This window comes from Pacificispira spongiicola, from assembly GCF_012926505.1.
In the GTDB taxonomy this organism is placed as follows: Bacteria; Pseudomonadota; Alphaproteobacteria; order UBA8366; family Aestuariispiraceae; genus Pacificispira; species Pacificispira spongiicola.
Genome location: NZ_JABBNT010000001.1, coordinates 204,427 through 231,365 on the forward strand (window position 1 = coordinate 204,427; position 26,939 = coordinate 231,365).

At 61.4% G+C, this 26,939-nt stretch carries 24 protein-coding genes; all 24 read right to left on the reverse strand.

Going from position 1 to position 26,939, the window contains the following annotated elements:
* Positions 1-72 precede the first annotated feature (72 nt).
* Positions 73-1,053, reverse strand: a complete 981-nt coding sequence (gene dctP, locus HH303_RS01035; protein ID WP_227421452.1) for a TRAP transporter substrate-binding protein DctP — start codon at positions 1,051-1,053, stop codon at positions 73-75.
* Positions 1,054-1,256: 203 nt separating this feature from the next.
* Complete coding sequence (locus HH303_RS01040; RefSeq protein WP_169623351.1) at positions 1,257-2,219, reverse strand: hypothetical protein; 963 nt, start codon at positions 2,217-2,219, stop codon at positions 1,257-1,259.
* 9 nt (positions 2,220-2,228) lie between these two features.
* Positions 2,229-3,713: an MBOAT family O-acyltransferase gene (locus HH303_RS01045; protein ID WP_169623352.1), complete on the reverse strand. Its 1,485-nt coding sequence runs from the start codon at positions 3,711-3,713 to the stop codon at positions 2,229-2,231.
* A gap of 7 nt (positions 3,714-3,720) precedes the next feature.
* Positions 3,721-3,972, reverse strand: coding sequence for an acyl carrier protein (locus HH303_RS01050; protein WP_169623353.1), 252 nt, complete (start codon positions 3,970-3,972; stop codon positions 3,721-3,723).
* On the reverse strand, positions 3,969-5,795 hold the full coding sequence (locus tag HH303_RS01055) for an HAD-IIIC family phosphatase (protein WP_169623354.1): 1,827 nt from the start codon (positions 5,793-5,795) through the stop codon (positions 3,969-3,971). Before HH303_RS01055 ends, HH303_RS01050 begins: the two co-directional genes overlap by 4 nt.
* Positions 5,796-5,822: 27 nt before the next feature.
* Positions 5,823-6,554, reverse strand: a complete 732-nt coding sequence (locus HH303_RS01060; protein ID WP_169623355.1) for an SDR family NAD(P)-dependent oxidoreductase — start codon at positions 6,552-6,554, stop codon at positions 5,823-5,825.
* On the reverse strand, positions 6,536-6,973 hold the full coding sequence (locus HH303_RS01065) for a MaoC family dehydratase (protein ID WP_169623356.1): 438 nt from the start codon (positions 6,971-6,973) through the stop codon (positions 6,536-6,538). Before HH303_RS01065 ends, HH303_RS01060 begins: the two co-directional genes overlap by 19 nt.
* Before the next feature lie 4 nt (positions 6,974-6,977).
* Complete coding sequence (locus HH303_RS01070) at positions 6,978-8,144, reverse strand: O-antigen ligase family protein (RefSeq protein ID WP_169623357.1); 1,167 nt, start codon at positions 8,142-8,144, stop codon at positions 6,978-6,980.
* A gap of 228 nt (positions 8,145-8,372) precedes the next feature.
* Entirely contained in the window at positions 8,373-8,723 is a 351-nt protein-coding gene (locus HH303_RS01075; protein WP_169623358.1) for a RidA family protein, read from the reverse strand.
* A gap of 18 nt (positions 8,724-8,741) precedes the next feature.
* Positions 8,742-9,845: an NAD(P)/FAD-dependent oxidoreductase gene (locus HH303_RS01080; RefSeq protein ID WP_169623359.1), complete on the reverse strand. Its 1,104-nt coding sequence runs from the start codon at positions 9,843-9,845 to the stop codon at positions 8,742-8,744.
* A gap of 78 nt (positions 9,846-9,923) precedes the next feature.
* The gene (locus tag HH303_RS01085; protein WP_169623360.1) at positions 9,924-10,427 is read right to left on the reverse strand and encodes a sarcosine oxidase subunit gamma; all 504 of its coding nucleotides are present in this window, start codon (positions 10,425-10,427) and stop codon (positions 9,924-9,926) included.
* Between the two features lie 14 nt (positions 10,428-10,441).
* Positions 10,442-13,444 (reverse strand): sarcosine oxidase subunit alpha, encoded by a 3,003-nt coding sequence (locus tag HH303_RS01090; protein ID WP_169623361.1) that lies wholly within the window; start codon positions 13,442-13,444, stop codon positions 10,442-10,444.
* The gene (locus HH303_RS01095; protein ID WP_169623362.1) at positions 13,441-13,743 is read right to left on the reverse strand and encodes a sarcosine oxidase subunit delta; all 303 of its coding nucleotides are present in this window, start codon (positions 13,741-13,743) and stop codon (positions 13,441-13,443) included. The genes HH303_RS01090 and HH303_RS01095 overlap by 4 nt, the downstream gene beginning before the upstream one ends.
* Positions 13,744-13,783: 40 nt before the next feature.
* A complete protein-coding gene (locus HH303_RS01100; RefSeq protein WP_169623363.1) occupies positions 13,784-15,037 on the reverse strand; it encodes a sarcosine oxidase subunit beta family protein in 1,254 nt (417 codons plus the stop codon).
* 141 nt (positions 15,038-15,178) lie between these two features.
* A complete protein-coding gene (locus HH303_RS01105) occupies positions 15,179-15,577 on the reverse strand; it encodes a nitrile hydratase accessory protein (RefSeq protein ID WP_169623364.1) in 399 nt (132 codons plus the stop codon).
* Entirely contained in the window at positions 15,570-16,232 is a 663-nt protein-coding gene (nthB, locus tag HH303_RS01110) for a nitrile hydratase subunit beta (RefSeq protein WP_169623365.1), read from the reverse strand. The genes HH303_RS01105 and nthB overlap by 8 nt, the downstream gene beginning before the upstream one ends.
* On the reverse strand, positions 16,229-16,837 hold the full coding sequence (gene nthA, locus HH303_RS01115; protein ID WP_169623366.1) for a nitrile hydratase subunit alpha: 609 nt from the start codon (positions 16,835-16,837) through the stop codon (positions 16,229-16,231). Before nthA ends, nthB begins: the two co-directional genes overlap by 4 nt.
* A gap of 78 nt (positions 16,838-16,915) precedes the next feature.
* The gene (locus HH303_RS01120; protein ID WP_169623367.1) at positions 16,916-18,706 is read right to left on the reverse strand and encodes an AMP-binding protein; all 1,791 of its coding nucleotides are present in this window, start codon (positions 18,704-18,706) and stop codon (positions 16,916-16,918) included.
* A gap of 35 nt (positions 18,707-18,741) precedes the next feature.
* Entirely contained in the window at positions 18,742-21,189 is a 2,448-nt protein-coding gene (locus tag HH303_RS01125; protein WP_227421453.1) for an amidase, read from the reverse strand.
* Positions 21,186-21,899, reverse strand: coding sequence for an ABC transporter ATP-binding protein (locus HH303_RS01130; protein WP_169623368.1), 714 nt, complete (start codon positions 21,897-21,899; stop codon positions 21,186-21,188). The genes HH303_RS01125 and HH303_RS01130 overlap by 4 nt, the downstream gene beginning before the upstream one ends.
* Entirely contained in the window at positions 21,892-22,959 is a 1,068-nt protein-coding gene (locus tag HH303_RS01135; protein WP_169623369.1) for a branched-chain amino acid ABC transporter permease, read from the reverse strand. The genes HH303_RS01130 and HH303_RS01135 overlap by 8 nt, the downstream gene beginning before the upstream one ends.
* Positions 22,959-23,825, reverse strand: a complete 867-nt coding sequence (locus HH303_RS01140) for a branched-chain amino acid ABC transporter permease (protein ID WP_169623370.1) — start codon at positions 23,823-23,825, stop codon at positions 22,959-22,961. Before HH303_RS01140 ends, HH303_RS01135 begins: the two co-directional genes overlap by 1 nt.
* Positions 23,826-23,933: 108 nt before the next feature.
* Positions 23,934-25,160 (reverse strand): urea ABC transporter substrate-binding protein, encoded by a 1,227-nt coding sequence (locus tag HH303_RS01145; RefSeq protein ID WP_227421454.1) that lies wholly within the window; start codon positions 25,158-25,160, stop codon positions 23,934-23,936.
* Between the two features lie 70 nt (positions 25,161-25,230).
* Positions 25,231-26,832 carry a flotillin family protein gene (locus HH303_RS01150; RefSeq protein WP_169623372.1) on the reverse strand — a complete coding sequence of 534 codons (1,602 nt, stop codon included), beginning with the start codon at positions 26,830-26,832 and terminating at the stop codon, positions 25,231-25,233.
* Positions 26,833-26,939: the final 107 nt, after the last annotated feature.

Genomic DNA, 26,939 nt, shown 5'->3' on the forward strand with positions numbered 1-26,939 from the left:
TTAACCAGCCCTTATATACAAAAGTCCCGACGCCCGGCATTCAGCCGTTGCGCCGGGACGAGAGCCTAACCCTTACTTGGTCAGCAGACCTTTGATTTTTTCGCCGTTCTCGGGGTTCGTCTTGATGAACTCCGCCCAGCCGGCCTCACGCGCGGTTTCCAGATACTTTTCGGCATCCGCACCGGTGAAGGAGATGACCTGGATACCGGCCTCTTCCTGACGCTTCAGTTCTGCCGCGGATTTCACCTTCTCGGCTTCGCAGCCCTTTTCGATTTCGAAGGCCGCGTCCTGCAGAACTTTCTTCTGGGCTTCGTCCAACCCGTTCCAGGCATCGAGGTTGATGATGAACTCGACGGAGGAGCGATAGAAGGACGGGTCGACACGATACTTCGTCACTTCCGCCCAACCCAGGTCGAAAATCCCCTGGCTCGGCCAGCCGTAGCCATCGACCGCTCCGCGTTCCAGCGCGGTATAGACGTCACCCGGCTTGGTTTGAATGGCGGTCGCCCCCAGCGCCGTGAAGAAGGCGCGGTAGATCGGCGTCACGCGGATTTTCAGACCCGTCAGGTCGGGGCTGTCGATCGGCTTGTTGAGGTAGAGATGAAACGGAATGCATTCCGTCTGCCGCGCCAGATGATAGACGTTCATCTTTTGCATGTGCAGGTCGTTCATATAGGCCCAGGCGCCGTTCTCACGTTCTTCCGTGATCGTGTATTCGGACATTTTGACGGCGTCGATTTCCGGCAGCAGCTTCGTATAGAACGCGCCCGGCAGGTTGCCGATCTGCACCACCCCGGACCGGACGGCATCGCCCAGTTCGAATGGATTGATGACCTTACCGCCACCGCCTTTGTAGGAAATCTGAACCTGGCCCTTGCCGGTCTCGTTCACCATGTCGATGAACTCTTCGAAATGGCGCGAAAAGATCGTGCCTTCGGCGAAGCCGCTGACCGCGTTCAAGGTGACTTCTTCGGCCTGGGCCGGCGCGGTGAACGCGGTAGCGGCAAACGCCAGACCGGCGACCGCCGACAGAAGTGATTTCGTCCCCATCATGTTTCTCTCCCTCGTGTTGATGCCAGCCCCTGTTTTTCTTCGCCAAGTGTCGGCAGGCTAGGCAATTCGATAAATGCATTTTCATATTGTTATCTTTGCCCCGAACCGTCAATCACCCCGTCAAATGCCTTTCAGCATTTTAGGAACGCGGGCGCTGCCCGACGCGATACAAAGGTGAATAATATTGGAAACTCAGAGCGTGACTATTCGGCGAGAAAGTCTTTGAGCGCCAGGGCATAGACGTTGGTCCATCCCGGACGCCGCAGGTGATCGGAATCCCGAAATGCGAAATCCGGGTATCGGCGCGCGTTATTCATGTCGTGGAACCGAACCTGCCCGCAGGCCCCGCCGCCAAGGTCGGCGATACGGTCCCGCAGGTCTCGCAGCGTTCCGGCGGAAAGCCAAAATCGATACACACTGTCCGGCACGGGCGCCCATACGACATCAAGGGCGATATTCCGCTCTTTGGCCAGCGTGCATAAACTTTCAATCGCGATGGACGCGCCGGGATCGATGGGCATGTCTGCCACCATCCGGGTCTTGATCGCGTCTTCCTTGACGGCGTTTCCACCCCGGTCTTCGACCGGCAGCGCAGGGTCCGGTTCCCGGTCCCCGGCGGGCAAGGGCTGCGCCAAGACAAGTGCCGAAAGACGATCGAAAACCCGTGCCTCGAAATCCAGGATCGCGGGCTTCCAGTCGTCGCTTTCCATCGGCAATCCCGCGGCAGACAGGACCGGTCGTTCATCCTCGCGCGTGAAGACTGACGATAGATAGACCCGAGCGGTTTCCCCGTCCGGCATATAGGTGAAGAATTCCGGCGTGGCGGCGACGACCACCCGGCGCACCGACGGCGCTTGTTCCAGATACCGCCGCAGCAACAAAACGCTTCCCAGCGGGCCGCTTGCCTTGTTCGTGGTCAGATTGGCCACTCTGCCGGGATCGGCCAATCGGAACATCCCGGCCACGTCCTGGGTAACGCTGTCCCCCAGCAGCACCGTATCGCCCGCGACCATTCCGGACGACAGTGCCGCCACAGTGCGGTCCAGCGGGTGACGCTGCAACCCGACGCCCGACACCCCCCAGGCGGCCAGTTCGACGACCAAGGCCAGCGCCAAAGCAGCGAAAGGTAAGCGAAATGCAAGAAAGCGGATTTCCGTCGGCCCCATCATCCTCTCCTAGAACTGGAAGTAGATGAAGGCTTGGGGCCGGTCGAGCAACGACAGGGACAGCCACGCCATCCCGGCAATCGCGAAGGCGGTTCCCCAGCCGAACCGCAACGACAACGCATTTTTGGATAGATTGGGGATCAAAAGCGACAGCGGCAGCAGAACAGCCAGCCAGGCCGCCAGTCGGATCGTATAGCTGCCGGTCGCGAAAAATCTGAGCGTATGCCAAGGCAGGCCGACGGTGTCCGCGATACCGGACAGCCAATTGGGCATCACGATCGTCGCGGGATTCGCCATCAGCGCCAGCAAATGGCCCGCATCAGCAAGAGTTTCGGCGCGGAAGAAAACAAACGACACCACCACCGTCAGCATGGTCAATACCCACCCCAGGAGGCGCGGCAATCTCGGCAGCTTACCCTTCTTCCAGGCGTGGTTCGCGACAAGCCCGACCGCATTCACACCGCCGAAGGCGACATAGGTCCATGCGGCCCCATGCCATAGCCCCGATAGTAGGAAGGTGACAATGATCGGCAAGGCAACGGCGAGCACGAACTCACCGGTCGCCGCCAGACGGCGTTCCATCGAAAAACGGGTCAGCGCGAGGGCGATCGGCGAGAACAGATACATCATGAAGAAACGCGTCATGGTGATATGCCAACGTTTCCAGAAATCGATCATCGACACCGCCCGGAACGGCGTGTCGAAATTGATCGGCAAACTGAACCCCAGCATCAGGCCGAGACCCACAGCCATGTCCGAATAGCCGGAGAAATCGAAATATAGCTGGAAGCTATAGGCCAACGCTGCGGCCCAGGCTTCCAGGAAGGTGAGCGTATCGACGCTTACAAAAGCTGCATCGGCATAGGGGCCGATCGAATCCGCCAGCACCACCTTCTTAAACAGACCAAGGACAAACACCACGAGCCCCGCCGCAACAAGCGTGCAGCCCTTTCCTTCCCCCTTTTCGACGGCGTCGAATTGAAGGGTCATTTCGCGATACAGGACGATAGGTCCGGCGATTAGCTGGGGAAACAGCGCCACGAAGGTCACGAAACCAAGGCCATCTTTCGGATCGGCCTTCCCGTCCGCGACATCGCAGAGGAAAGCGATCTGCTGGAAGGTGAAAAAGGAAATCGCCAGCGGTACAAAGATCGGGCCGAGGTCCCAGCTTTCGCCGACCAGATAGCCAATATTTTCGATAAAGAAATTCCGGTACTTAAAGTAACCGATGACGGCAAGGTTGGCCGCGACGCCGACCGTCAACAACCAGCCGCTTCCCTTTTTCTTAATAGCCCGCGCGAGCAAAAGGTTCCCGGCGATCGACCCGAGCAACAATAGAAGGTAGGGCGGGTTCCACCAGCCGTAGAAGAACAGCGATGTAACGCTTAGGATCAGAAGCGCGGCCTTGCCGCCCGCAAGATGCCGGGCCCCATGGTAGAGCAACAGCGCAATCGGCAGAAAGACGAAGAGGAATTCCCGACTGCTGAACAGCATCGCCGGATCAGCTTGCTGACGGATTCAAACCGGCAAGCAGGTCCACCATGGCCCCGACATTTTCCAGCGAATTGATATCCCGCGCATTCAGGCGGACATTAAACTTCTTTTCGCATGCCAGGATGATTTTGATCTGATTGAGGCTGTCCCATTCCTCGATGTCTTCCGCCGTCGTATCCCGGGTCAATACGATGTCTTCATCGTCGAAGATATCGCAGAAAACTTCGTTCAGATTTTGGAGGATCTGGTCATGCGTCATAGGGCGTATTCTTTCGCTTCCGTATCGGGCATTCCGGTATCGCGCGTCATGAAATGCGGCGGCATTTCATCCGGCGGCGCGCATGCAGCCTCATAGACCCCATCAGCCGATGTTTCAACAAATCCCAGTTTCGGCAACACATCGCCGAGCAACCCGTTACGCCCGGACGGCGTATAGGTCAGCCGCAACATCTTACACCCGAAACGATCCGCCATGACGGCAAGCTCTTCGCGGATTCTGTATTCCAGGCGGCGGGAAAACACGCGGCAGCTCATCACCCAGTTCCGCACCTCAAGCACATCGCCGTCGACCTCCGCCACGGCGACGGAAACGATGCCATAATCCTGCAAACGATCCTTCAATCGGACGGCCAGCACGGTGTCCGCGCGTTGTTCGATTTCCGGCACATCGAAGCGGGTCGGGTTCAGTTTGAATTGATTGGTTTTCGCGATCAGTTGGCAAATCCGTTCGACGGTTTCCGGCCGCACCGCCTCGAACACCGCAACGGGGGAAAGGTCCTTCAGGAACCCGTCGAGATCGGAACCGCTGTCGACCGCATCGTGAACCGCCGCCATCGCCTTATAGCTTTCCGCGCGCGTCAGGTCTTCATCCGTCAATCGGGTGATCGGGAACGCATCGATCCGATCGACCTGCGTCGCAAAACCGGACGGATCCCCCGACAGTTCAATGGTCCAGACTTCGGGCAGTTCGCGACGGACCTGGGCGCATTCCACCGGGCTGTCATCGACAAAGACAAACGCATCCAGGCCAAGATTGAGAGACTTCGCGATCGCCCGGATATTATCAGCCTTGTTTCCGAAATTCGCGACGAAACAGGCAATGTCGGATTCGGCCAATACCATGCCGGAATGTTGCCGGAACGGTTCCAGCGCGGTGTCGTGATCGTTCTTGGAACAGACGCACAACGGCACCCCCCGCGCGGACAGTGCCTTCAAATAGCGCTGGAACGCCGAATAGGATTCCCCATTCGCTGTTTCCGGCCCCAATTCGATGCCGCCGACACCTTGATCGCCGATGACGCCGCCCCACAGCGTGTTGTCCAAATCCAGGATCAGTGCTTTACGCGCACAGCCCAGCGCCGCGGCGGTCGATGCCGCCAGCGCGTTGCAGAGGAACGGCAATGCCTCCATGGCGAAAGGCTGCTTGGCGATCCGGTAGAGACGTTCGTCTTGCCATAGCGCAGCACCCTGCCGGGCGGATAGCGCCTCCATATCCACGAAGGAAACGGATGCCGGGGCGGCATCGGCCATCGCCAAATTCACACGCCGGATGTGGTTCAACAGTCCCCCCGGCACGCCCCCGTCCAATTCACCCAACGGACGTTGCGGCGGCATTGAGAACCCTGTCTGGATCACCTGTCCCTTGACCTGCGACCACATTGTTAGCCAGTCAGCTGCCTCCCGCGCGGCGCAGGATGCGGCTTCGTCGGGACCGACACCCGGCAGCGGCGCATGGCGAAGATCGCCTTGCCCGGGCAGCAGAATGGTAACGTCCGGCACAAAAGCGTGATAGCCGCTTGTCCCATCCAGTATTTCGAAACGATAGGTGCCGTAATCCGCATCGCGAATTTCCGCATCTATTCCACGCTGGGCCAGGAACAAAGGCAGGATTTCCGCGACATAGGCGGTCGTGATTCCACCCCCCATGGCTATTCGGGCCTGCCGGCGAAAAGGGGGCAAATCCTGTTTGAACTTGCTCAGACGTTTCGCGAGTTTTCGCAACTCATCCACGGGCCGGTCGAGCAACAGGGGATCGTTCAATGCCTGTTTGATCGACTGAAGTTTTTCGTTCATTTCCGCCATGGTCGCCAAAAACTCCACGCCGTTCGATCAGACCCGCCGAGGCGCCCTGGAAACCGGAACGACCGTCCCATAGAGCGTATCCCCCGCCGGCCGGAGAAGGAAGCTGCACACATCCGCGACGTCTTCTGCCGCCGTCAGACGCTTTTCCGGCATGCCGTCCGCCACCTGTGCCAGATATTCGTCCGGCATATCGGCCGTGAGGGCCGAGGGCACCATCCCCGGGGCAAGAATATGTACGCGAATATCGTGCTTCAACACCTCCTGCGCGAGGACTTTGGCATAGGCCGTGAGCGCAGCCTTCGCTGCCGCATAGGGCGCGATTTTCTGCGGCGGCATGCCCAAGACGTATTCCGTCGACAACACGACGATCCGGGCGCCGCCCGGACGGTTCTTCATCGCCGGAATGAGGCCTGTGGATATCGTGTGCAGCGCCTTCAATTGGCTGTCGATCTGATCCTGGAACACAGTCCAGTCCGTGCGCAAGGTCAGCTTGTGCGGAAACGGTCGGGCAGCGGCAAAGACGATCCCGGAAAGCCGATCCATACCCAGGTCTTCGCGCGCCGCGATTGCCGCCACGGTTTCGACGTCGCTTAAATCGCCGCTGACGGTAGGGCTGTTCAAATCCCGCCCCAATGACAAAAGGCGGTCGGAGTCTGTGCCACCATGTAAAACGACGGCACGCTTTTCAGCCTTCAACCGTCGCGCGACGGCCCCGCCGATCGTTCCCGACGCACCGACAATCAGTACAGGATCTTGCATGTCGCCTTTCCCCTGGCCACTGTCGTCGCTATTTCGTCCCGTATGACGGTTGCGCGCAATTTCACTTCAATCAGGCTCATTTCTTCATGCCGCGCCGCGACCGTCCCGGTTAGGGTCACATCGTCACTGACATGCACCGGCTTAGGATACGACAGGGAGTGATCCAACAACAGGCAACGGCGCCCCGGCAACAGCATCCCCACCAGCGCGGATACTTTCGCACCCAATAGGAAACCATGCGCAACCCGTGCCGGGAATCCTTGGGATCGCGCATAATCGTCGTCGATATGAAGCGGATTGAAGTCGCCGCTCAACGCCGCGAAGGCGTCCACATCCTCCGCACGGACGGTCCATCGCAGATCCCGAACCGTGCCGACGGGCAGATCGGAAATGCCGTGATCTTCCGCCCGTTCCGTCATTCGCTCAACCTTTCTCGCCGGGCCACGGCTTGCGCCCTTTCTCGTTCCAGGGAAGTAAGGCGACAAGCAAGACAAACACCAACACCCACCACGCAGCCCAAATCGAAAAGTTCACCATGGCGCTGGACCAAAAGACCCCCATCAAGAAGAGGCCCGCCCAGCCATCGCATCGACCCGCCACAACGCGCACGGAGTACCGGCGTACGAACATCAGCAAAGCAGCAACAAAGGCCGACAGCCCCAGAATGCCAGTTTCCGAGCCGATTTCCAGAACCCAATTATGCGGGTGGGCGGGGATATATTCCTGGTTCATACCGGGAATGATGTCATGCGCGCCCGGAACCTTGCTGATCGTGTTCGGTCCGACCCCAAGCACAGGCGACGACTTTAACTGCTCCCAGGTGAAACCCCAGATAACCTGCCTGTGCCAATCGGGGAACGGCACGTTCATTTGCGGCACCGGCGGGGCCGGCGGCTTGGGCAGGGCTTCAAGGAACACAACCGCTCCGCCCAGCGCGCCGACAAGTAGAACCGACAATACAATACGGCGCATGGCGGGTCTGATCCGTCCAAGCAGCAAGACGACCGCCACGAAGGCCGAGCTGCCAACCATACCAAGAATACCGGAATAGCTGGGCTCCACACCATCGGCGTAAAGTTCCAGCATGACCAAGGGCACACAGGAAAATGCAGCCCACTTTACCGACCCCCCGATCCGAAGACCGAAGTAGAAGACAACCGGAAGCAAACAAACAACCGCGGACCCGAACATCTTGAAACGAACCTGCGCCGACGCCCATTCGCCGCCCCCTACCGCGCGTACAAAACCGTCGATATGATCGCCGAGATAAAAGCACGCCACCACGAATAGGATGACAGCGAGCGATATCCAGACAAGCGCCCGCCCCATAATCTGCCGCCGGTCCGAATCCTCATCCAGGAAAACGGAAAACAACAATCCCGCAAAAACCATGGCGACCGTGCGGATGACCGTTTCCACCGATGCCCAGACATGGTCCGACAACAACGCACTGCTCAGCCACAGCAGAAACCCAGCGCCGAGCGTCATCCCCAAGGGAGAGACAATACGCCTGAAAACCTCGTCCCACGCCGCGCGGGTCGTGAGGCTGGATAAGACACCGATCAGTGCCACCGCCAGGAAAGGCGCCATCGCCGCCTTACCGATCGCGAGTGCGGGTACGGCAGCCCCCAACGACACCCCGACGGCGATCGTCCGAACCGACAACCCGCGAGGGTCTGACCCGCTATTTTTCACGACATGCTCCCTGGAACGGAAAAGGCGCCGAGCCTAATCCGACCCAGCGCGCTTTTGGTTACACAATGACGCGGGCTTGCTCAACCCGGGAACGTCGGGGGCCGTCCGCAAGCCCGGTGCGGATTACTTGACCGCCGCGACGATGATCGCTTCGAACTTGTACTCCGGCGTGGCCAATTTCGCTTCGCCCGTGGCGCGGGCAGGCGTGTTGTTCGGGTCGACCCAGGCGTCCCAAACCGCGTTCATTTCGGCAAAATCCGCCATGTCGGCCAGCCAGAGAGTCGCCTGCAGGATCCGCGACTTGTCGGACCCGGCCTTGGCCAGCAGTTCCTCGACGGCAGCCAGGGCCGTTTTCGTCTGTTCGGTGACGCTGGCGCCTGCCGTGCCGACCTGACCGGCCAGATAGACGATACCGTTGTGGACGACGGCCTGGCTCATACGTGGGCCGGGGTCGAGACGGGTAATATCACTCATGAGATTTCCTTTCGGGGTTCAAGAAAGAAAACGGCCCGGCGAGAGTGCCGAAACCGTTTCGGCGTCCAGACCGCAGTCGCGCCCCAGACACAGATCGGCAGCCAGCGTGGATAGTGCGGGCGCGGTTTGGATGCCGTAACCGCCCTGCCCCGCCAGCCAGAAAAAGCCGTCGCAGCGCGGGTCGAAACCGACAACGGGGCTGCGATCCGGTGCGAAACTACGCAAGCCCGCCCAACTACGCTCCACGCGGGTGACGGGATAATTGACGGCCTGTTCGAACCGGTACAGGCCTTCCGCCAGCACCATATCGTCGGCCCAGGCATCGTGCGGATCGACCGGGTCCTCGTCGGCGGGGGAAACCATCAGGGTCCCGGCTTCCGGCTTCGCATACCATTCCTCCGACGCGGCGGCGAATAACGGCCAACGGTCGAACCCCTCAATTTCCGGCGCGGGCAGGATCGCCGCCGTCCGCCGCATCGGCTGAATACCGATCGGGGACAGTCCGGCCAATCCGGCAAGGACATCGGCCCATGCGCCCGACGCATTCACGACGATCGGGGCTTGATAAGTGTCACCGCCCGCCGTGACAGTCCAAACGCCGTTGTCGCGGGACAGCGCTTCCACCGGGGCCTTGGTCGCAATGGTCCCGCCATTGTGGCGCAGATACCGAATGTACCCCTGGAACAGGCGATCGACATCGATGTCCTGCGCGTCCGGTTCATACGCCGCCGCCACCAGCAATTCCTTGCGGAGAATCGGCACCAGTTCGACCGCCTGTTCCGGCGTCATGCGTTCGATGCCGACCGCGCCGTCCAGATAGGCTTCCAGTTCCGGCAGGTCCTCTTCACCCGCCACCAGCAATTCGCCACGCGGGGACAGGACCGACGTAAGGTCCAGAATTTCAGGCGATTCCAGGAACGGGGCGGATGCCGCATTCAGACTGCGCAGCACCGCATTGCCGTAATTCCGGATGAAGATCGCCGCCGAGCGGCCCGTCGAATGACGGCCCGGCGCGTCTTCGGTTTCCAGAACGATGACTTTGGCGTCTCCGCTGAGCATCGCCGCGGCACCAATGCCCGCAATGCCGCCGCCGACGACGATGACATCCGCCGTTTCGGACATGAAAAACCCCGCTCAAGCTATTCTCGTTGGGCGGACCTTAGAGAAGTCGAGCGGGGTTCGAAAGGGCTGTTTCCGTCGTCAGAGACCTGCCGCGAATTCCTTATTCGCGATATGCAGCAGTTCTTCCGCATGAGGGGCGAAACTGCGCCAGACCGACAGGGTGAAGCGGTTGTCCGCTTCCCGTACCAGAATGGCGGGCACCGTGTCGAAAAGAGTCCGCGTGCCCGATCCGACCGTGACCAGCGCCATGTCGCGCGGCACCCCGACGGTCAGCAGTTCCTCGGCCTGTTCGCCGGAAATCTGATAGGTGAATTCCCGGTCCGTGACCTCAACGAGGCTGTGCGGCGTGTCGGCATAGATACCGGCGAAGGCGGCCACGACCGCGTCGCGTTCGCTTGCGGCGGCATCCAACTGCCATTCGTCCGGCCCCAGGCACAGGGCGCGGCGGCTACCGTTCGCGGCCATCCCGCCGATGGTCGTCGGCAGATCGACGCCGAACGCCTTGGACGCGGCGGCGACGCCTCCCGCGGCGACACGGAAACTGAACCGGGCTTCTTCCGGCAGGCGCGTGATTTCAACCATGGTCGTCTTCTCCGTTAAAGCTTCAGGCGCGCGCCTTCGGGGTCATAGAATACGGTGCTGGCCTGCACCGTCGCTTCAATCACGCCGTTCGGCATCGGGATATAGACCGACTTACCGTCCCGCGCGCGGCCGTCCTCAACAACCGCCATGGCGATGGACCGACCCAGCGCCTCGCTCCAATAGGAGGAGGTGACATGGCCCAGCATCTTCATCGGGATCGGCTGTTTCGGGTCGTCGACGATCTGCGCGCCTTCTTCCAGCACGGTCTTGGGATCGACGGTTAACAGACCGATCAACTGTTTGCGGCCCGACGCAACCAAATCCGGGCGCGCGAGCGATCGCTTACCGACGAAATCCGGTTTCGCCTTGCCGATGGCCCAGGAAATCCCGGCATCGTCCGGCGTAACCGTGCCGTCCGTGTCCTGGCCGATGATGATATAACCCTTTTCGGCGCGCAGAACGTGCATCGTTTCCGTACCGTAGGGGCAGATATCGTATTGCTGTCCGGCTTCCCACAACATCTCCCAAAGCTGGAGACCGTAGCGGGCCGGTACGTTCACTTCGAAACCCAGTTCCCCGGTGAAGCTGACACGGAACAGACGCGCAGGTAGACCGCCGACCGTGCAATCCGCCACCGACATATGCGGGAAGGCCTCGTCGGAGATATCCAGACCTTCGACCAGCGGCTCCAGCAGTTTACGGGCGTTCGGACCGTTCAGCGCGACCACCGCCCATTGTTCGGTGGTGGAGGTCAGCCAAACTTTCAGGTCCGGCCATTCGGTCTGAAGATAATCTTCCATCATGTTCAGGACGCGCGGCGCGCCGCCGGTCGTCGTGGTCACGTGGAAACGGTCTTCCGTCAGGCGACCGATCACGCCGTCATCCCGGATATACCCGTCTTCCCCCAGCAGCAAACCGTAACGGCAGCGACCCGGCTGAAGTTTCGTCCAGGGATTCGTGTACATGCGGTTCATGAATTCGACCGCATCCGGGCCGACCACTTCGATCTTGCCCAGGGTCGACGCGTCGAACATGCCCAGCGACGTGCGGGTCGCCTTGCATTCGCGGTTGACGGCCGCATGCATGTCTTCACTGCCCTGCGGGAAGTAACGCGCACGGCGGAACAGGGCGACCGGTTCGAAGACCGCGCCTTTTTCTTCCGCCCAGCTGTCGATGGTCGTCTTCCGGGTGATTTCGAAATGACCGTCCTTGTGATAGCCCGCCAGCGCGCCGAAGGTCGTCGGCGTATAGGGCGGACGGAAGGTCGTCAGACCGACCTGTTTCACGTCACGGCCCAGCGCGTCGGAGGCAATCATCAACCCGTTGATGTTGCTGAGCTTGCCCTGATCGGTCGCCATGCCGTTGGTGGTGTAGCGCTTCACATGTTCGATCGACTTCATGCCCTCACGCACGGCCAGACGGATATCCTTCGCCTGCACGTCATTCTGGAAGTCGATGAAGGCCCGCGCCGATCCCGGATCGCCGTCGGTCGGCAATTCGCGATGGGTTTCGCCACTACCGGTCCGATCCTTCGACACCGTGAAAGTAACCGCCGCACCGGACTTGCCGAGGCTCTTCACCGCCGCGGCACCGGCGTCGGCCCCGTCTTTCAGCGTATCGGCGATGCCCCAGACGGCACGGCCCGCGCCCGCGACCTGGCATTCCTCGGTCTTTTCATGCGGCAAGTAGACTTTGTTCTCGTCGTCCCAGATCAAGGACCCCTTAGTGTGGGAGAACAGATGCAGGTTCGGCGTCCAGCCGCCGCACATCAGGACGGTGTCGCAGGCCACGACATGGGACCCGCCGGACACTTTGCCGTCGGTTACCGGCGCAACGGTCATCGACGTGACGCGCTTGCGTCCCGAGGTGCCCGTGACGGTGCTGCTGAGAAACACGTCGATGCCCAGCGCGCGGGCGGAATCGACCAGGGTCGGATCGACCTGTGCCCGCGTATCCACGATGGCGTTGACTTTCACACCCGCCGTCAGCAGGTCGAAAGCCGCGTACCAGGCGCTGTCATGGCTGGTCACCACCGCCGCATAGCGGCCGACCGTCACGCCGAAGCGGTTCAGATAGGTCTGCGCGGCCCCGGCCATCATGACACCGGGCCGGTCGTTGCCGTCAAAGACAAGCGGCTTTTCCGAGGCGCCCTGGGCCAGCACGACCTGCTTCGCCCGGACACGCCAGAGGCGTTCGCGCGGCGCATCCGCCGGCGGTGTCGCCATATGGTCCGTCAACTTCTGACACAGGCCGACCATGTTCTGATGATAATAGCCGATGGCCGTCGTGCGGGTCATGATCCGCACATTGGCCATGCCGGACAATTCGGCGACCGTGGCGTCCAGCCAGGACCACGCATCCTTGCCGTCGATTTCGATCGACGGTTCGGACAGCAGCGACCCGCCCAGTTCCGACTGTTCATCGACCAGGACAACCGATGCGCCGCTGCGCCCGGCGGTCAAGGCCGCTGCCAGACCGGCCGCGCCGCCGCCGACGATCAGCACGTCGCAATGGTGGAAGCGAGACGCATAGTGATCCGGGTCTTCTTCCGTCGGCGATTTGCCGAGACCCGCCGCCGCGCGGATGAAAGGTTCGTAGACCTTGTCCCAGAAGCTGCGCGGCCACATGAAGGTCTTGTAGTAAAAACCCGCCGAAAACAGCTTGTGCATCCGGTCGTTCACCGACCCGATATCCATGGTCAGGCTGGGCCAGCGGTTCTGGCTTTCCGTCTTCAAGCCGTCGAAGACTTCCTGCATCGTCGCGCGGGTGTTCGGTTCGAATCGGCCCGGACCGCGCGTCGTACCGACCAGCGCGTTAGGTTCTTCCGATCCTGCGGTCAGGATGCCACGCGGACGGTGATACTTGAACGACCGGCCGACCAGATGAATCCCATTGGCCAGCAATGCGGACGCAACCGTATCCCCGTCCAGCGCCTGAACGGTCTTGCCGTCGAAGGTGAAACGGACCGGTTTGGAGTGATTGACCCGGCCCTTGCCGGCGATACGAAACGCGCTCATGCCTTGCTTCCGGTCAGTTTGGAAATGTCGGGACGGGCTTCACCCGCGGGATAGGTGGTCAGGAACTTGTCCGTAACCGTGTCGCGCGCCGCATTGAAGAAGCGGCCACAGCCATGGATATGGCGCCAGCGTTCGAAATGCGTGCCGCGCGGATTGGATCGAATGAACAGAAAATCGCGCCATTCGTCGTCGGACAGGGCGGACGGGTCGACCGGACGCGCGATATGGGCTTCACCGGCATAGGCGAATTCCAGCTCCGGCAATTCCTTGTCGCAGTACGGGCAGTGGATCAGCAACATGATGGTCGGTCCTTATAAGACGGTCTCTTTAAGACGGGCCTTAGTGGGCAACGGCGGCGGCGGCGGCTTCGTCGATCAGCCGTCCGGTGGTGAAACGCTCCAGCGTGAAGGGCGCGTTGATCGGGTGCGGTTCGTCCTTCGCGACCGTCCAGGCCAGAACATGCGCCGCGCCCGGGGTCGCCTTGAACCCGCCGGTACCCCAGCCGCAGTTCACATACAGACCCGGCACCGGCAGCTTGCCGACGATGGGCGAGCGGTCCGGCGTCACATCGACGATACCGCCCCATTTCCGCATCATCCGCATGCGACGGAAGATCGGGAAAATTTCGCAGATCGCCGCGACCGTGTGTTCGATCAGCGGCAGACCGCCCCGCTGGGAATAGCTGGTATACTGATCGGTGCCGGAGCCGATGACCAATTCGCCCTTATCGGACTGGCTGATATAGGCATGCACCGTGTTCGACATGACAACGCAGGGGAAGATCGGCTTCACCGGTTCGGATACAAGCGCCTGCAGCGGGAAGCTTTCCAGCGGCATCCGCACGCCCGCGGAATCCAGCACCACCGTCGTGTTCCCGGCGGCGGACACGGCGACCTTTTTCGCCTTGATGAAGCCTTTGGCCGTTTCCACACCCTCGACGGCGCCGTCCGGACCGCGACGGATGGCGGTCACGGCGCAATTCTGGATGATATCCACACCGCGCTGAGACGCGGACCGGGCATAGCCCCAGGCCACCGCATCGTGGCGCGCAGTCCCGGCGCGGCGCTGCAGGGCGGCGCCAACCACCGGATAACGCGCACCCGGATCGATGCTGAGCGGCGGGCAGAATTCCTTCGCCTGTTCCGGCGTCAGCCAGGTGTTGTCCACGCCGTTCAGACGGTTGGCATGGATGTGACGCTGGAAGCTTTGGATGTCATGGACGTTATGCGCCAGCATCAGCACGCCGCGCTTGGAATACATGACGTTGTAGTTCAGATCCTGGCTGAGGTTTTCCCACAGGTCGACGGCGTGGTCATAAAGACCGGCGCTTTCGTCATACAGGTAGTTGGACCGAATAATCGTCGTGTTGCGGCCCGTATTGCCGCCGCCCAACCAGCCCTTGTCGATCACGGCGACATTCGTAATGCCGTGTTCCTTCGCCAGATAATGGGCACAGCCGAGGCCATGACCACCGGCACCGACGATCACAACGTCGTATTCGGCTTTGGGTTCGCGTTCGGGCCACTGTTCCTGCCAATTCTTATGGCCGGACAGGGCGTTCTTGAACAGCGACAGGGCGGAAAAATGCGTCATCGTGGATCTCTTACCGTACGGGGGGATCAGAACGGGGCGCAGAATGGGGGCCGCGCGCCGAAATGAATTGTACGCCTGCGTCGGAGATTCAACAAATTTGCGCCACGTGCGACATGTCTGGCGACGACACCAGACTTATGCTCACGGGTTTTTCAACTCCAGGCCACGCTCATAGAGGATCGGCGTGCCGTGCGGCGTCGCTTCCGCGGCCCGCTTCCATGTCGCCGCGACATCGCCCAAATGCGCCGCATCGGCGACGCCCGCTTGTGCGATCATTCGCTCCAGCGCCTCAGTCCAAGCCGAAAAGTAGGCTTCGGCATAGGCGGAGGACCGGATATCGCCGCCCATGTCGGACGGCAGGTCCTTCAAGACGTCGGAAAACATCTCCGCCCAGGCGGGCCACGTGAACAGACCGGCCTCATGCAGTTTGACGGTCAGCGCGAAGGCTTTCGCCTGCCACGGCGCATGGAAAACGGGTTCGTCATTATCGATCGGCAACCCCTGGATCGGCGGAACCGAATTCTTCCGTGTATCAGACATGGTCCAGATACGGCTCCCACGCATCGATCGATACGGCATCGCCGTCCCGTCCCCGGTCACCCCATAGGGTCTTGGCGTCAAAGGTGACGGTATAGATCCATTCGGCCGCCGAGCGATCACCCAACGCGCTCTTGTCCGGGAAGGCATGATATCCCTGCACCGCCTCCACCGTACCGACCTTATCGCGGGCATAGGACGGTAGACGCACATGCCCGGTCGGTTGCAGGTTACGGGTCCGAACCCGGTCCCCGACGGCAAAGGCCGGTTTCCTGTCGCCCGGGTCGCGGTCTACAGGTCCGCCCTTTGCCAGGGCGGCGGCGACCATATCGGCCTTCAACACGCGGTTTGGCGGCGCTGTCTCATGCAACGGTTTTCCCGCCGCCAGTTCGTCTTGCGTCACCAAGCCGTGACGAATCAGCAGGCGCTCCAACGCCATGATCCAAATCTTGTAGTAACTCGAACTCAGATACTCGACGGGATCGCGGTCTTCGCGGGCATGACGGGACTCATCCAGGGTCCAATGACCCATCGCCCCCGCCGCCAGGGTCACGGCCATGGCGCGCTTTTCCCAATCCGCATGGAACAGCGGTTCGTCCTGTTCCGGTGCAACGGGACCGAACCCGTCGCGCCCACCCAAATCCTGCGGTCCGTTCATGGCTGCAACGCCTCTTCCGTACCGATCATGGAATTCCGGGTCACCAAAGTGGCCAGCCGGTCTTCGTCCCAACCGTCGGTCCCCGCCGGACGTTGCGGGATGACCAGATAGCGAAGTTCCGCCGTCGAATCCCAAACACGAACGGCTTTTTCTTCCGGCAGGGTCAGGCCGAATTCCGCCAGCACGCCGCGCGGATCGCTGACCGCACGGGACCGATAGGGCGGCGATTTGTACCAGACCGGCGGCAGCCCCAGGACGCTCCACGGATAGCAGGAACATAAAGTACAGACGACAAGGTTATGAGTATCGTCGGTGTTGAAGACGGCGCGCATATGTTCGCCCTGCCGCCCGCTATAGCCTAGCGACCCGATCGCGGCCGTGGCGTCGCGTTTCAGCCAGTCCGCGAAGTCGGGATCGCTCCACGCCTTGGCCACGACATGCGCCCCGTTGCGCGGACCGACCTTCGTTTCATAGGTATCGATAATGGCGTCCAGCGCCGCCGGATCGACAAGGCCTTTTTCGGTCAGGACGGTTTCCAGCGCCATGACCCGTGCTGTCATATCGTCCAGATGATTGTCGTGCCCATGACTGTGATCGCCGCTCATGATCCCGCCGCTGCGTTAATTTTTCCGAATGACCGGACTGGACCATAGAATACCGGCTTAGGCAACGGCGGCACCGCCTCAATGCGCGGTCTTACCCTTCAGTTCCTCGATCATCGCATCGCGCATCGCGAACTTTTGCGCCTTGCCGGTCACGGTCATCGGCAAGGCCTCCTTGAACCGGATAAAGCGCGGGACTTTGTAATGCGCAATCTGGCCCTTGCAGTAGGCCAGCACCGCCGCTTCGGTCAGCGTGGCGCCCGCTTGCGGCACGATCCAGGCGCAGACTTCCTCGCCATAGGTATCGTCCGGCACGCCGAAGACCTGGACTTCCGACACGTCGGGATGGCGGTGCAGGAATTCCTCGATCTCGCGCGGATAAATGTTTTCCCCGCCCCGGATGATCATGTCCTTCACCCGGCCCACGATGCGGCAATAGCCCCGCTTGTCGAGGGTCGCCAGATCGCCGGTATGCATCCATCCGGCCCGGTCGATGGCGGCATGGGTCTGACCGTCGTCGGCCCAATAGCCCTGCATCACGGAGTAGCCCCGCGTGCACAGTTCCCCCTGCTCCCCGACCGGAACCGTCCGCCCTTCCCCGTCGACGATCTTCACTTCGACATGCGGATGGACGCGGCCCACTGTCGCCACACGGTCTTCCAGCGCGTCATCGACGCCGCTTTGGAAGGAAATCGGGCTGGTTTCCGTCATGCCGTAACCGATGGTGACCTGCGCCATGTTCATATCGCGCACGACACGGCGCATGACCTCAATCGGGCATGGCGCCCCGGCCATGATCCCGGTACGCAGGCTGGACGTATCGAACGTGTCGAAATCCGGGCGGTCCAGCATCGCCGTGAACATGGTCGGCACCCCATACAGCGCCGTGCACTGTTCCGCGCCGACGGCGGCCAGGGTCGCCCCCGGCTCAAACCCCGCGCCGGGAAAGACCATTGCCGCCCCCGCAGACACACAGCCCAATGTGCCCAGGACCATGCCGAAACAATGATACAGCGGCACGGGGATGCACAGGCGATCCGCTTCCGAAAAGCCCATGGTGGCAACCGTGAAGCGGGCATTGTTGACGATATTGTAGTGAGTCAGGGTCGCGCCCTTCGGCGCGCCGGTCGTCCCGCTGGTGAATTGAATATTGATCGGATCGTCCGGGTCCAGGGACGCGGTGATCGCGTTCAACCGCATCTGCTGCGCCGCGCCGCCCAGCCGACCGACATCCTTGAACGACAGCATGCCCGGCGTCTTCTCATCCCCCATGCGGATGACGATGTGAAGATGCGGCAGTTTTTCAGACGCCAATGCCCCGGCCCGGCAATCGGCCAGTTCCGGGGCCAGTTCCCGGATCATGCCGATATAGTCCGACGACTTGAACGATTCAGCCGTGATCAGCGCCTTACAGCCGACCTTATTCAGGGCGTATTCGACCTCCGACAGGCGATAGGCGGGATTGATGGTCACCAGGACCGCGCCGATCCGCGCCGTCGCGAATTGGGTGATCAGCCATTCCGGCCGGTTCGGCGACCAGATACCGACGCGGTCGCCGGGCATGATGCCCAAGGCAAGCAACCCGCTGGCGAGCGCGTCCACTTCCCGGTCCAGATCGTAATAGGTGTAGCGGACACCGCTTTCCGGAAAGATCGCCGCGTCGCGTGGGCCGAACCGCGCCACCGTTTCCGCAAATATCTGCGGCACCGTAGCGCGGCGCAGCGGCACGGTACGATCGCCCGCGACATAGGACTTGCCGTCCCGTGGCGCTAGATCGACCAACCGCACCGCCGCGACCGGCGCCCGCCCCACCTCTTTTCGCAACAGACTGGCAGACAATCCTTCCGCCAGGGATTCCGATAGAATGGACATCGCTTCCTCCCGGGAAATCCTCGTTGCCGCGCCCGTTACATTGATCGCCAATCGCCGAGGGATTCGAACGCCGCCGCCGCGCGATAGACCGTGCTTTCCGCATAGTGTTTGCCGATGAGCATCATTCCGACGGGCAGGCCCTGCGCCAAACCGCACGGCACGCTCATCGCCGGATGACCGGTCGTGTCGAAAGGCGCCGTGTTGCCGACCATTTCGAAGGCTCGTTGGATATGGATATGCAATGGATCGTCCGCGGCCGGAATCGGCTGCGCCTTGATCGGCATCGTCGGCATCAGAAGAATGTCGTACTTCGCCAGCGCTTCGTCATAGGCGCGACGCAGCAGGCGGCTCTGATTCTGCGCCTTCGCATAGTAATGGCCGCGATGATGCTTCAGCATGTATTCGCCCACGAACATCGAAATCTTCAGGCTTTTCGACAATTCGTCGGCACGGCTACGCCAATTTGCGTGGTAGTCGAGAAGGCTGATCACATAGAGCCCCTTCCAACCGGTCGCGAAACCGTTCCCATGCATCATGATATCCACAAGGCCTTCCAGCGCGATCGGCGTCCAGATTGCCAAGCCCATCTGATGCATGGGGATCGATACTTCCTCCACCGTTGCGCCCATGGACCGGAATTTTTCCGCCGCGCTGCGGACCTTGTCGTCCACATCGGTTTCGGAATTCGGCAGGTCGAACCCTTCCTTGACGATCCCGATGCGCAGGCCGCTGACACCCTGGCCGAGGGCCTGTGTGTATTTATCGACGCGCGGCGCATATTGGCGCGGGTCCAAACCGTCCTCGCCCGCGATCACTTCCAGCAGCAGCGCATTGTCGCGGACCGTGGACGTGATCGGACCGGCATGGTCGATCGTCGGTTCGATCGGCATGATGCCGGTATAGGGAACCAGACCATGCGTCGGCTTCATGCCATAGGCGCCGCAGAAGGACGCGGGCATGCGGATCGATCCGCCCTGGTCCCCGCCAATGGCCATTTCGATCTCGCCCGCCCCGACCAGCGCCCCGGAACCGGACGACGATCCCCCGGCGATGTAACCGTGACGATAGGGGTTGTGCACGGGACCGGTCGCATTGGTATGGCTGCCGCCGGATAGGCAGAAATATTCGCAATGCGCCTTGCCGGCGATGGTGCCGCCCGCATCCAGGATGCGCGTCACCACGGTCGCGTCGACATCGGGGGTGTAGCCTTCCAGCGTCGATGCGCCGTTCATCATCGGCACCCCGGCAAGACAGACATTGTCCTTCAGAACGACCTTCTTCCCTTCCAGCGGGCCGCCCGCCGCACCGCGCACTTCCGCCTTGTAGTACCAGGCGTTCATGGGATTTTCCGCGCCGCTCGGTCGGTATCCGGGGGTGCGCGGATATTTAACCTTCGGCAGGTTGTCGGGCAGGGAATCGACGACGTCATAGGCCTTGAACGTGTCTTCCATGATCGTCATGTAGTCGATGATCTCCCGATCATCCATGGACATATACAGGCCCTGCACGACCTTGCGCATCTGGTCGAGGGTGGGACGTCTGACGCTCATGCGTACCTCCGTTGGCCCGGCATCGATCCGGGCGGACTGCTGCGGTTCCGGCCGCGTCGGGACCATCGCCCCGTCGCTGCGGTAACCGGCTGATAAATCCGGTAAAGGTGAATAGGGAATCGGGGTGGCGGCGGCCGCCGCCCGGGACGCCACGGGGGATGCCGGCGTTCCCGCACCGCGCGTCCGGCGCACCCCGCCGAACCCCAGAAATTCCTCGATCTCGCGGGAATCCGTCAATCCGGCGGCGTCGAACTCGGCTGTGATTTTCCCGCGTTCCAAAACGAGAACCCGGTCGGCCAGGGCGCTGATGAAATCGAAGTTCTGCTCGACCAGCAGGATGGTCAGGCCATGGCGCTGACGCAGGGCCAGCAGGGTTTCTTCCATTTCCTCGATAATGCTGGGCTGGATCCCCTCCGTCGGTTCGTCCAGCAGCAACAACCACGGATCGGCCATCAAGCCGCGCGCCAGGGCCAGCAATTGCTGTTCCCCGCCGGACAGCGCGCCGCCGTCCCGGTCCAGCAAACGGCGGATGCGCGGGAAGTCGGACAGCACGGAATCCAGCGCCTCTTCCTCGCTCCCCTCACCGTCCTGTTGCCAGGCGAGGCGCAGATTGTCCCGCACCGACAGTTTCGGGAAGATACCGCGCCCCTGCGGGATATAGCCCAATCCGCGCCGGGACCGTTCATGCGGTTTCAGCCGCGTGATCTGTTCCCCGTCCAGATGGATGCTGCCCGACCGCGCGGGCAGGAACCCCATCAGGGTCTTCAGCAGCGTCGTTTTCCCCATGCCGTTATGGCCCAGGATGCCGACGATTTCCCCATGTGCGATGGAAAGATCGATCCCATGCAGAACCGGAATACGGCCATACCCCGTCGCCAGGGAACGCACTTCCAGGGCAATATCCGGGACGGCATCGGTCATCACGTCGCTCATGCCTTTTTCCCCAGATAGACGTCGCGCACCTGTTGGTCCTGCATCACCGCATCGACATCGTCTTCCATCAGGATGCGGCCTTGGCTGAAGACGGTCACTTTCCGGGCGATGGACCGGATGAACTGCATGTCATGCTCCACAATGATGATCGCGGCCTCGCGGTTGAGATCGACAATGATGTCGGCCATGCGGTCGACCTCCTCCGCCGTCATGCCCGCCGCGGGTTCGTCCAGCAGGATCAGCCAGGGTTCGCCCGCAATGACGATGCCCAGCTCCACCCGCTGGCGTTCGCCATGGGACAGGCGCCCAACCTCCGAATTCGCTATAGTACCGAGGTCCAGCCGCTCGATCGCGTCGGCGGCCCGGTGCCGGGCTTGTTCGCGACCATGAGTCCGGTTCGCGGCCAGCCAGATATTCTCGCGCACCGACAGGCCGTCCATGACGCTGGGCACCTGGGTTTTGATCCCAACGCCCAGCCTTGCGACCTGATGCGGGTCCCATCCGGTCGTTTCCGCCCCGTCGATGAAGACTTGCCCGTCACTGGGTTTCAATTGTCCCGTCAGGCATTTGAAGAAGGTGCTCTTCCCCGCCCCGTTCGGGCCGATCAGGCACCGCAGCTCCTTGCGCTGAAGGTTGAAATCAACCGTATCGACAGCGGTCACCCCGCCGAAGCGCATGGTCAGGCCACGTGTCTCCAGAACGCTAGACATCCGCGCCCTCCTTCGCAGCATCCTCTTGCATGGCACGGCGGCCTCTTCCCGACCTGCCACGACCGGCCCTGCGGCGCGACGACCCGCCGCCCCGACGCTTGCGACCCAACAGGCCCAGCGTCGGCACGACACCGCGCGGCAGGAACAGGACGGACAGGACCAGGATCAAGCCGAAGACCAGCGTCGTATCGACCAAGGACTGCTGACCCAGCAGGAATTTTAGATAGGCCAAAGCCATCGCCCCGACGACCGGCCCGACCAGCGTGCCAAGCCCCCCGACGATGCACCAGATGATGATTTCCGCCGATTGCGCCAGGGAGAACATGCCCGGCGTCACGATTTCCGCCCAGGACGCGAACAAGGTCCCGGACAGGCCCGCAATCGCGCCGCCGACGGCGAATAGAACGGTTTTGCGGAACCGCACATCATAGCCCATCAGTTCGACGCGTTGTTCGTTCTCGCGAATGGCGACGGCGACCCGACCGAAGGGACTGGCCAGTAACCAGCGCACGAGGGCATAGACGACCAGCAGCGCGACGCCGCAGAAGTAATAGAAATCGATATCGTAGATATATGCGCCGGGATCGCCCGGAACGTTCAGAGTCTGGAAACCGGGGATACCGTTAAACCCGCCCAGCCGTGCATTGCCGATCACATATTCCGGCCCCGCCGTCGAATTGACGAATTTGTAGAAGATCAGCGTCACGACCAGCGTGATGACCCCGAGATAAACGTCAGACAGCCGCCCATAGAACATCATCGCGCCCAACAGAAAGGCGAAGGCGAAGGGAATCGCGATGCCCAGCAGGAACGGCACGGTGCTTTCGCCGATATTTGTGGCGGCGATGGCATAGGAATAGGCCCCCAGGCCGAAGAACACCGCTTGGCCGAAGCACAGGATACCGCCATAGCCCCAAATTAGGCCAAGGCTGAGCGCCAACATGCCGTAAATGATCAGGACGGTGAGCGTGTAACTGTCGATCAGCGACGGCCCGATCAGCATTGCGACAAAGGCAACGACGATGACGGCGAGTGTTTTACGGAACTCTCCCCCGACCATCACAGACCACCTTTAAAGAAGCGGCCGGTAATGCCTTGCGGCAGCAAGCGCAGCAGAACCACGGCGGCGACCAGAAGCGCGATCTCGCCGACCATGGAATCGACTAGGAAGGTGAATGCCTGGGATACGAGCCCGAACAGCGTGGCGCTCGACAGCAGCCCGGCGATGACCGACGCGCCGCCGGATATCACGGTGATAAAGGCCTTCGCAATGAACTGTGCCCCCGCCGTCGGTACGATCCCGACCAGCGGCGACAACAACCCGCCCGCCAGCCCCGTCAAGGCCGACCCCGCGAAGAACGTGACCATGTAGACCTTGTCCGGATTGTAGCCCAGCGCGTCCGCCATGTCGGATCGCTGCATCGTGCCGCGCGCGATCAGGCCCAACCGCGTGCCCGACAGCACGGCATAAACCGCGCCGACGATCAGCACCGTCATCACGATCAGGAAAAGATTGTACCCGTTGACCTGATAATCGCCGATCGGGAAACCTTCGATGGGCGGGGAAATCCCGGTCGTCGTATTGCCGAATATCAACGTCGCCAGCCCGATCAGCAGCAGGCTCAACCCCCAGGTCGCCAGCATGGTATCGACCAATCGGCCATACAGATGCCGAATGACCAATCGTTCGACGATCAGGCCCAGAATGCCGACGACCAGCGGCGCGACCACCAACATCGCAAAATAGACGTTCAACCCGGCATTGACCGAAACGATGGTGGCATAACCGCCGACCATCATGAATTCCCCATGCGCCAAATTGATGACGCGCATCATGCCGAAGACGATCGCAAGGCCGCTGCTGATCAGGACCAGCAGGGCGACCGAATAAACGATCTGGATTATGACGACGACCGCGAGATCCACTGTGCGTCCTTTCCTGCCAAACCGACGGCAAGGCTTACCCGTTCGGTGCCGATGCTAACCGGCCCCGCCGACTGGAAACGGGCGGGGCCGAAGCCCCGCCGTCCTCTATCAGATTTTGATTTCGTACTGCGTCGTGTCGTCCGGATTGGCCTGCAGATCGCAGACCGCCTGGGTGTCAACGGGCGGACGCTGCGAGAAGCTTTCGATGACCTTCAGGCTCTGGTCCTTAAATTCCATCAGATGCACGTCCAGGATCGCATGATGCGTCTTGGGATCGATGCTGACCTTCCCGGCGGGACCGTCGATCGACAAGCCGCCTTCCACGGCCTCGATCATCTTATCCCGATCCGGCGTACCGGCATTGGTCACCGCCTGCGCCCACAGCTTGACCCCCTGATAGTGGGAAACCGCGATTTCGTGGATCGCGGAGACGTCCCCGTATTTCGCCGTCCAGGCTTCCAGGAAGGCCAGGTTCGTCGGGGACTGCAATTCCGGGGAATAGTTGTAGGCGACCATGATGCCGTTGCCTTCTTCCGGCGTCAGCACCTTGTGTTCGTTGCCGACACCGATGGTCGACGACGCCATCGGGATTTTCGCGTTCATCCCGGCGGCGGCCCACTGACGGTAGAAGGACAGATGCGCCCCGCCGACCAGCGCCGACACGACGATATCCGGCGCGGCGCTTTGGATCTTCGCAATGGTCGATCCGAAGTCGGAAACGTCCAGCGGGAAGAAATCGACCGCGACCACTTCACCGCCCGCGTCCTGGGCGTATTTCTGCATCCAACGCGCGGTGATCTGACCGTAGTTATAGTCAGCCGCCAGAATGTAGATTTTCTTGCCCCATTTGTTGATGATCGCGGGCATCAGGATTTCGCTCTGCTGCGCCGGGGTCACGCCGTCGATGACGATATTCCGGTCGCAGACGCCGCCTTCATACTGAACGTTATAGAAATACGGCACCTTGGACTTGCGCAGCGTTGGGCGGATCGCCTCACGCGAGGCGGACAGGATCCCGCCTTGCACGACATCGACCTTGTCCTTGCGCACCAATTGTTGGGCATATTGCGTGTAGAGCGCCATGTCCGACTGCGTGTCGTAGGAGATGATTTCGACCTCGCGACCGACCAAGCCGCCCGCGCCGTTGATTTCATCGACAGCCAGGCGAAGCGCCATGTCCATCGGCTTCCCGTAGGCGTCGAACAGGCCGGATGTATCCAGCAAGGAGCCGATCTTGATCGTATCGGCGGCAAAGCCCGTCCGGGCGATGGCCGGTGCCGCAAGCGCCCCCAGCGCGATGGCGGAACCGGTGGAAAGGAATTTACGTCTGTTCATCGTCATTGTCTTTCTGTCCCTTGTTTTGAAGCCGTCCCTGTCGACCCTGATTTTCAGGTGTCTTATGCTTTTACGTGTCTTTCTTGGGTCGGGTGGCCGCAGCCGCCCGTCCTGCCGCATCGGCGGTTCGTCCGGCGAGTTGGGCATCGAAGTCGAGCCCGATTTCCTCGCCGATTTTCTTCATCATCGGCAGTTGCACCGACATGCCGAGAATCGAGTCCAGCGCCTGGGTGAAGGGCGAGCTGTCGCCGCCGCCCCCGCCATTGCCGCCTTGGCCCAGTCCGGCGATCTGATTGATCCGGATGGACTCGATCTTCTCCACGGGCTTCATCATCTGGGCGGTGATTTCCGGCAGGCGATCCAGCTTGTACATCTCGACCCGCGACCGCAGGACGCTCTCGCTCTGCTGGTTCTCGGCCTCGATCTGGGCACGTTTTCCGGTGGCTTCGGCGACCATGCGTTCGCGTTCCGCCGCCCCCTTCAGTTCCGCGGCCGCGCTTTCCGCCCTGGCCAGCGCCAGGATGGAACTGACCTGCGATTTTACCTTCGCATCGTCGACATCGGATTCCTCCTCCGCCCGCATCAGGGCGAGGCGGCGTGCCCGTTCCGCGACGGCAATGTCTTTCGACGTCTGAACGGTTTCCGACGCTTCCACGACCTTCAGCCGCGCCATTTCAGCTTTCGCCTGCTCCAGAACTTCCTCGGCCTTGCGCGCCTCGATCTGGATTGCATTGTCGATCTTGCGCTGTTCGACCTCGTTCAAGGCTTCCAACTCGCGTTTGCGCAGATGCAGGTCGCGTTCGATCTCGGCTTGTTTGACCTCGCGCTCCCGTTCGATCCGCGCTTCCTCGGTCATGGAGGATGAGCGGGTTCGCGCGGTTTCAATTTCCGTTTCCGTGCGGATGCGCTGCTGTTCGATATCCAGGCGTTTGGCGATTTCCGCCTCTTCCTGTTCGCGCTCGATGGACAGGCGTTCTTTTGCCTGTTCCAACTGGCGCTTGCGGATGGCGATATCGGCATCGGCCTCGATCGTGACGCGCGCACGGCGGTTTTCCGAAACCAGTTCGGCCAACCGGCGCATCCCTACCGCGTTGAAGGCGTTGGTATCGTCCAGCGCAGCGAAAGGGGTCTGATCCAGCCGGACCAGGGAAACGGATTCCACCGTCAGCCCGGACGACGCCAGCGCCTTATCCAACCGCGCGGTGACCGCGTCGACGAAACCGGCGCGATCCTCGTGCAGCATATCCATGCTGCGGATCGAGACCTCGCCCTGCACGGCGTTGATAAGCTTGCCGGAAAGCTGTTCCTGCATTTCGTCTTCGCGGAACGACCGTGACCCGAAGGTCTGTGCCGCCGTCGCGATCCCTTCCACGGTCGGGGCGACCCGCACATGAACTTCCACCCCGACATCGACGCGCAGCCGGTCGGCGGTGATCAGCGACGCATTGCCGCCCTTGTCCACATGCAGCCGCAGGGACCGCATGTTCATGCGGTCTATCTTGTGCAGGAAGGGAAAGGCCAACGCCCCGCCGTCGATGACGATCTTGCGTCCGCCCGCGCCGGTACGGATCAGCGCCGTATCCCGGGTCGCCTTCGCATAGAACCGATTAAGAATGATAATCCCGACGACCACCAATACGATGGCCGCAAGAATGAGAATGGTCCAAATCAATGCGACCTCCTCTGCCCAGCTGTCCCTGTCCGGCTTGCCCTTTGTCGAGCTACCGTTTCTTGAATTGGAAAATTATTATGCGGATATATTTTCCAATTCAAGTATTT

Excerpts from the sequence above, each read along its gene's own strand:
- dctP (WP_227421452.1), bottom strand. The coding sequence starts at position 1,053 with ATGATGGGGACGAAATCACTTCTGTCGGCGGTCGCCGGTCTGGCGTTT.
- HH303_RS01040 (WP_169623351.1), bottom strand. The coding sequence starts at position 2,219 with ATGGGGCCGACGGAAATCCGCTTTCTTGCATTTCGCTTACCTTTCGCT.
- HH303_RS01045 (WP_169623352.1), bottom strand. The coding sequence starts at position 3,713 with ATGCTGTTCAGCAGTCGGGAATTCCTCTTCGTCTTTCTGCCGATTGCG.
- HH303_RS01050 (WP_169623353.1), bottom strand. The coding sequence starts at position 3,972 with ATGACGCATGACCAGATCCTCCAAAATCTGAACGAAGTTTTCTGCGAT.
- HH303_RS01055 (WP_169623354.1), bottom strand. The coding sequence starts at position 5,795 with ATGGCGGAAATGAACGAAAAACTTCAGTCGATCAAACAGGCATTGAAC.
- HH303_RS01060 (WP_169623355.1), bottom strand. The coding sequence starts at position 6,554 with ATGCAAGATCCTGTACTGATTGTCGGTGCGTCGGGAACGATCGGCGGG.
- HH303_RS01065 (WP_169623356.1), bottom strand. The coding sequence starts at position 6,973 with ATGACGGAACGGGCGGAAGATCACGGCATTTCCGATCTGCCCGTCGGC.
- HH303_RS01070 (WP_169623357.1), bottom strand. The coding sequence starts at position 8,144 with ATGGCGCCTTTCCTGGCGGTGGCACTGATCGGTGTCTTATCCAGCCTC.
- HH303_RS01075 (WP_169623358.1), bottom strand. The coding sequence starts at position 8,723 with ATGAGTGATATTACCCGTCTCGACCCCGGCCCACGTATGAGCCAGGCC.
- HH303_RS01080 (WP_169623359.1), bottom strand. The coding sequence starts at position 9,845 with ATGTCCGAAACGGCGGATGTCATCGTCGTCGGCGGCGGCATTGCGGGC.
- HH303_RS01085 (WP_169623360.1), bottom strand. The coding sequence starts at position 10,427 with ATGGTTGAAATCACGCGCCTGCCGGAAGAAGCCCGGTTCAGTTTCCGT.
- HH303_RS01090 (WP_169623361.1), bottom strand. The coding sequence starts at position 13,444 with ATGAGCGCGTTTCGTATCGCCGGCAAGGGCCGGGTCAATCACTCCAAA.
- HH303_RS01095 (WP_169623362.1), bottom strand. The coding sequence starts at position 13,743 with ATGTTGCTGATCCACTGCCCGTACTGCGACAAGGAATTGCCGGAGCTG.
- HH303_RS01100 (WP_169623363.1), bottom strand. The coding sequence starts at position 15,037 with ATGACGCATTTTTCCGCCCTGTCGCTGTTCAAGAACGCCCTGTCCGGC.
- HH303_RS01105 (WP_169623364.1), bottom strand. The coding sequence starts at position 15,577 with ATGTCTGATACACGGAAGAATTCGGTTCCGCCGATCCAGGGGTTGCCG.
- nthB (WP_169623365.1), bottom strand. The coding sequence starts at position 16,232 with ATGAACGGACCGCAGGATTTGGGTGGGCGCGACGGGTTCGGTCCCGTT.
- nthA (WP_169623366.1), bottom strand. The coding sequence starts at position 16,837 with ATGAGCGGCGATCACAGTCATGGGCACGACAATCATCTGGACGATATG.
- HH303_RS01120 (WP_169623367.1), bottom strand. The coding sequence starts at position 18,706 with ATGTCCATTCTATCGGAATCCCTGGCGGAAGGATTGTCTGCCAGTCTG.
- HH303_RS01125 (WP_227421453.1), bottom strand. The coding sequence starts at position 21,189 with ATGAGCGACGTGATGACCGATGCCGTCCCGGATATTGCCCTGGAAGTG.
- HH303_RS01130 (WP_169623368.1), bottom strand. The coding sequence starts at position 21,899 with ATGTCTAGCGTTCTGGAGACACGTGGCCTGACCATGCGCTTCGGCGGG.
- HH303_RS01135 (WP_169623369.1), bottom strand. The coding sequence starts at position 22,959 with ATGGTCGGGGGAGAGTTCCGTAAAACACTCGCCGTCATCGTCGTTGCC.
- HH303_RS01145 (WP_227421454.1), bottom strand. The coding sequence starts at position 25,160 with ATGAACAGACGTAAATTCCTTTCCACCGGTTCCGCCATCGCGCTGGGG.